Raw genomic sequence first — 5,905 nt, 5'->3', positions numbered from 1 at the left:
AGCTTCTGATAACGATGGTTGAACCTCAGGTTCTCCCTTTTCAGTGACTACAGCTGCTGGTAATTCTGGCTGAACCTCAGGTTCGCCTTTGTCTGTTATTACAGCCTCTGGCAATTCAGGCTGAACTTCAGGTTCGCCTTTTTCAGTGACTACAGCTTCAGGTAAAGCTGTTTGCACCTCAGGTTCCCCCTTTTCAGTTACAACTGCTTCTGATAACGATGGTTGAACTTCGGGTTCGCCTTTTTCAGTTACAACTGCTTCTGATAAGGCTGCTTGAACCTCAGGTTCTCCCTTTTCAGTGACTACAGCTTCGGGTAGGGCTTGTTGCACCTCAGGTTCGCCTTTTTCAGTTACTACAGCTTCTGGTAAGGCTGGTTGAACCTCAGGTTTGCCCTTTTCAGTTACAACAGCTTCTGGTAAAGCTTGTTGCACCTCAGGTTCGCCCTTTTCAGTTACAACAGCTTCTGGTAAAGCTGTTGTAACTTCGGGTTCGCCTTTGTCTGTCATAACTTTGGATTGTTCAACTAGCGAAACCGATGAAACCGTTCTCTCATCAAATTCCAAGTAACCAACATATCTGTAACCAGAAATTTGCAACACACCATCACGTCCAGACTCATGGATGTTAGCATTCAAATTAAGTGCTGAAGTAGTTGATAGTGTAACTAAACCTGTCGCCCCTACAATCAAAAATGTAGCTATTTTTTTATTTCTCTTATCTTTTGTAATAACTACAACAAGACTACCGATGGTCAATAAACCCAATACAGTCATAATAGATTGTGATTGACCAGTATTTGGTAGTGCGTCTTTCTCATAAACCAAAGCATATGATTCTTTTGATTCGTCAGGTCTACCTTGTTTGAGTTGATCACGTTCAGTTTGTGTCAAATTACTATAATCCAAGTAATGATAAGTCGATGCACCAACAACTGACGGTGCAAATAAAAGACTCCCCAAGAATATCGAACCAACAATACCCTTTATTTTCCGAATGGAAAATCTATCTTTTTTTAATAATGACAATTGTAATCCTCTACCTTTACTTTTTATTTCCTAATAGCAAATACTATTTTTTATTCTCAAAAATTGAATTTCTAAAATCATCGGTTTGATCAAGATAGGCTTTAAAGATTGCCTGTTTAAGTTTATGAACTCTACTTCTTTCTGGATATATATTCACAAGATAATCCTCAGCATCTTCATTGACAGCAGTAGTTATCATTCTTTGAAGATCTTCTATATTTTTTATTGTCACTCTATCTTTTCTGAACCAACTTCCATTTGGGTTATCGAAGCTAATGCTCATTAATTTATTAAATTTAGCTTTTCGTTCTTCATACATTGCTTTTTTGAAATCAACCCATGATTTATATTCATTATTAAACACTTTTTGAAGTACTAACTCATCAGTTACATTACCGATTACTTTACCATATGATGTAATAACATCACCATTGGCTTTTGCTTCTTCCGCATATTGATTAGAAATATATGGTACCATTCCATCTTTAAATCCTTTTGCAGCTAACAATTCAAACGCCATACGACGACCCATTAAATCACCCGGAGTTCCTTTATCATTACTTAGAGCAGAATATATTGGTGAGAATAGTTTAATTGTATAATATCCATTTCGTTTAAAAGTATTGTCATTTCCATTTTCGTATCCTCTTCTTGTAATAACATCATTTTCAATTAAACTATTAAATGAGGTTAATTTGTTAAGTTCACTAGTATTTAAATAACGAATAACATTGGTTGCATAAACTCTACTTCCGTCTGGATCTGTTTCAAATTTATTTTCTATTCTTCTCAACAACTCATTTTTCTTAGAAATATCTAATTTAACAACTGCATTACCTTCTAGATATTCTAGCATATAAATTACATCAAACATATTATGCATATATTTTTGTAAATCTTCTGCATTATTAAATCGTTTTGTAGGATCTTTCACCTGAAGTCTAGTTAGATCTTCTGATTTTTCATATTTCAATATAGAGTTAATCGTAATAGTAGGATCATTTGGATGATCAGGAGCTTGTAACAATCCTTTAGCATAAAACTCTGGTCCAAGTCCATTTCTTCTTCCATATCCTCCTAGATAAATTTCTCTATCTGAGTTATGCGTCATTTCGTGTGTATAAGTTACCGCACCATCTTTATCAAGCATACGATACGCCATATAATAGAATGCATCCCCTGTAGCGTATGCTCCATTAGAATTATGGACAACATTATTTCCCGCTGGACCGAAGAAATGTTTTATTGCCGGATGATTAGTTTCAAAAGTAGCTTCTTGTAACCTATTATCTTCATCATTTCCAAATCTAAATGCATCATAGACTAGAACACTTCTATATAATTTTTCTTTATTTTTATCATCTAGTATTTTATACCAATAATCATAGTGATCTCTAAATCTAACGGCCGCTTCTTTTGCTTTTGTCTCAACATAGTTATTTAAATTTGTTCCTGCTGGATGTTCTTTACTTCTATATCTATCATAAGCACCGAAACCTATTGTCGAAATGTTCGCAATCATAAACACCGATTTTTCAGGTAATGTTAATAGCGGCAAGACCATACTTGGGTATTTCCAAGATGGGCTAGTTAATCTATCATATACTCCAATTGAATATGGACTACCAGCTATTGATTGCTTATCACTTACCTCTTTAATTGTAGATTTTTCTTCTACTATATAAGCTTTAGTTTGTTCTTTAAACCACTCATTATTTGTTTTATCTGGTACAAAAGCTTTTCTATATTTTTCCAAAGCATCAAATAAATTATTAGTTTTATAATTTTTCGCTAATAAAACGTTATAAGTTATAACATTATTTTTCGCTAGTAAATTATTATATCCAGATTTACCTAGTTCGATAACATTATCTAACACTGAACTATTTGATTTACCGAAGAAATCCAAGTGGTACATAACTAAATCTTTCGCTTTTGTATTACCATATTTGAAATTGTACCAACGTTCTAAATATGTTAATCCTAGAAGTAAAGCTTCCTTATTATTTTTAATTTTTTCGATTACATAATTATCTATTATCTTATTGTTATTTTCAGCTATTGCAGCATCTGCAGTAAGTAGTTTCGTTAAACTATCTCTCAAGTTATTTTTTGTAGTATTGAATTGTTCTTCTAAATATAGTTCTGTTAAACTAACATCATTTGAAACATCTAATACTTTTCTAATTTCCTTTGATTTATATTCTACACTATTTAATGTTGGTAATACTTTATCTAAAATATTATTATAATTGTGAAGTAATGTATTCGGTGTGTAAATTAATTTTGTATCGCCTATTCTATACTCTGCTACATTTGAAAAATCACTTTGATAATTTACATTAAGTTTCTCTGATGTATTGTCCGTATAATATAGTAGTAGTTTATTTATACTTGATTTGTATTGGTTAATATCACTAATTACTTCTTTATCTTTCATAGGAACTACTGATAATAATTCCTTATTGTAAAGATTACTACTTGACTCTACTAAATTTCCGTACTTAACTATTGTTTCTCTATTATAGAACGGTAATAGTTTTTCTATATTTTTATATACTTTTTCTTTTGATGAATCAGCATTCTCAAGACTTCTATAGTCAGTTACATATCTAGAAGAGAAGTTAAAATCTTCTGTTTTAATAATATTTTTAGATGCAAAAGCAGATTTTTTCTCTCTAATCTGAGCATCTTCTAAGACTTCTCCTCTTTGAACAGTAGAATCCTTAGTTAAGATTTCATCATCCTCTGGTACTACATTTACAACCTTATTATTTTTATTACTATAAACATTAGTTGCTTTCATATTATCAAAATGTTTACCAGCTATAGCATTACCGTTTGTAACATTAACATCGCTTAGTACATTTAATAGTTTTCCAGATTTTTCTAAACCATCCACTGGATCCCAAAGGTCTCCTACTACACCACCTACATAAGCAAAAGGTTTAACATTATTTAATTTCCCTTCAGCATAACTACTACTTATTACGGCATTATCAATTACTGCACCAGCTATTCCTCCAATAGACTGATCTCCTTGCGTTGCATTCGTCGCCATATCGATAGATGCAACCGACTTGTCTATTAATGCTCCCGAACCAGAAAGTTTACCTACTAAACCTCCGATTTGATAACTAGCAACTGTTTTATATGTATTAGTTATTCTACCTGTATAGCTACTGTTAGAAATAGTAGAATTATTAACTTGTGAAACTAATCCTCCTATTCCATGTTCCCCAGCTATCGCTCCATCAGCATGAACATTACTAATTGCAGTTCTATTTTTCGCTTCTTTAGCTACTGTTGCAGCATCTTCTTTTGCTGAAATATTGACATCTTTTAATGAAAGATTTTCTACTGTAGCGCCATTTAATCCCCCAAACAATGGTTTTTTCAGATTATAAATAGCATAATATTTCTCATTATTTGTTCCTACTAATTTTCCATGGAATTCATTTTTCACATAACTTTCTTGGCCATCTGGTAGTTCAACTTCACGAGCATCCATAGTTGCACCTAAATGAAATTCTCCATAAGGATTTCTATTCATTTCGTCAACTAAATTTTTAAATGATGTATATACCCCAGTTTCACTTTGCTGAGTTTTAGGTAAATAGTATGTATAATTATCTAGTACTTTATTATTTTCATGTTGTATCAGATTATTTGCACTTGCTACTATTTTATAAACAGCTCTATTATCTCTATTATCTTTATTATCATCAGTAATACTTGAAACAGGCAGCATCACATCTTTAAAGTTCTCTGATTTTACTTTCATGAAGTAATTTTGTGGGTCATTTGGCACAGAATCAAGTGAAGTTACATGACGATACTTATCACCTTCTTTTGAATATAGTTCTACAGAAGATATATTTCTAAGCTCTAATTTCTTATTAACATCTTCTTCTTTAACATCGTCTTTTTTCTCATCTTTATGACGTTCTAGTGCATCATATGTCGGAGTAATTTCTTTACCATTTATAATACTTCTAATCCAGTCTAATTGTGTTGGAGATAATATTAATCCTCCTGAACGGTTCTTAGCACCATTTTGGTGTACACCAATGACTTCACCGTTAGTATTAAATATTCCTCCACCACTCATACCAGGTTTTCCACCTTGATATTGAACACCGTAGGTATTATTCGCATATTTTTGTTCCATTTCAACTGTAGCATCTTTTAAGTGCGTATATTCCCCACCTGGATATCCATAGACATTTAGTTTGTCATGAATATTTACTTTCGAGTAATTTTCTACTAGATTTACATGTTTTCTTTCTAAAGATTGTGGTAATTTAATCACTGCTAAATCATAGATAAATCCTTTTGGATAATCTTTTTGATTATAAAAATGAATATCCTCTGAAGTAAATGAACCTTTTTGTCCATCAGGTGTTACCCATTCATATGTATTTTTAGACTTTTCTCCTCTAAATTCACCCGTGCTGTTATCTGAAGAATTATTAATGAAATTGTGTGCTACTGTCAATAATACATTAGGTGCTATAAATGTAGCTGAACCAGTTCCAGATAACGCTTGATTACCTTTAACAAAATTCATTCTAAGTAGTGCACTGGCATTTTTTTGAACATTATTCGTTTCTGTTGTATTGTTAGTTTCTTCAGAAGGTTTTGTACTTTCTGATTTCAGCGGCTCGATTTTCCCAGTATATTCTGGAAGTGGGGCTACCTGTTCAGGTTCACCTTTATCACTTACTACTGCTTCTGGTAACTCTGGCTGAATTGCAGGCTTGCCTTTGTCGGTTACTACTGCTTCTGGTAAAGCTGGTTGAACTTCAGGCTCACCTTTTTCAGTAACAACAGCTTCTGGTAATGCAGGATGAACTTCGGCTTCACCTTTTTCCGTGAC

General features: G+C 32.7%; 2 protein-coding genes. Both read right to left on the bottom strand.

The features are described from left to right. Positions 1-1,026: LPXTG cell wall anchor domain-containing protein (locus O3636_RS10505; RefSeq protein WP_371643079.1), on the bottom strand; the 1,026-nt coding region annotated here is incomplete at its 3' end. A 43-nt stretch (positions 1,027-1,069) separates the two neighbouring features. Beyond that, positions 1,070-5,905 (bottom strand): ZmpA/ZmpB/ZmpC family metallo-endopeptidase (locus O3636_RS10500; protein WP_371643077.1); only part of this gene is annotated, 4,836 nt, incomplete at its 5' end.

Origin of the sequence: Streptococcus sp. 27098_8_76 (assembly GCF_041432315.1) — a bacterium.
Lineage (GTDB): Bacteria > Bacillota > Bacilli > Lactobacillales > Streptococcaceae > Streptococcus.
This window is presented reverse-complemented; position numbering and strand designations above follow the sequence as displayed.